General features: G+C 53.9%; 1 tRNA gene and 1 rRNA gene. Both read right to left on the bottom strand.

The annotated features are described in order from the left end of the window. Positions 1-11: 11 nt before the first annotated feature. A tRNA-Asp gene (locus tag GRPL_RS00010) sits at positions 12-88 on the bottom strand. A 54-nt stretch (positions 89-142) separates the two neighbouring features. After that, positions 143-258, bottom strand: a 5S ribosomal RNA gene (gene rrf, locus GRPL_RS00015). Positions 259-269: the final 11 nt, after the last annotated feature.

Raw genomic sequence — 269 nt, 5'->3', positions numbered from 1 at the left:
CTTTTAATAAGTGGCGGAACGGACGGGACTCGAACCCGCGACCCCCTGCGTGACAGGCAGGTATTCTAACCGACTGAACTACCGCTCCACCGAATTTTTCTACAACTACTGATTTTTACATCAGCTTACTGCGTAATTTGATGCCTGGCAGTTCCCTACTCTCACATGGGGAGACCCCACACTACCATCGGCGCTACGGCGTTTCACTTCTGAGTTCGGCATGGGGTCAGGTGGGACCACCGCGCTATCGCCGCCAGGCAAATTCTGTT

This window comes from Klebsiella planticola ATCC 33531, assembly GCF_000735435.1.
GTDB classification, from domain to species: Bacteria; Pseudomonadota; Gammaproteobacteria; order Enterobacterales; family Enterobacteriaceae; genus Klebsiella; species Klebsiella planticola.
The sequence above is the reverse complement of the archived record's forward strand: the minus strand, read 5'-3'. Positions and strand labels throughout refer to the sequence as shown.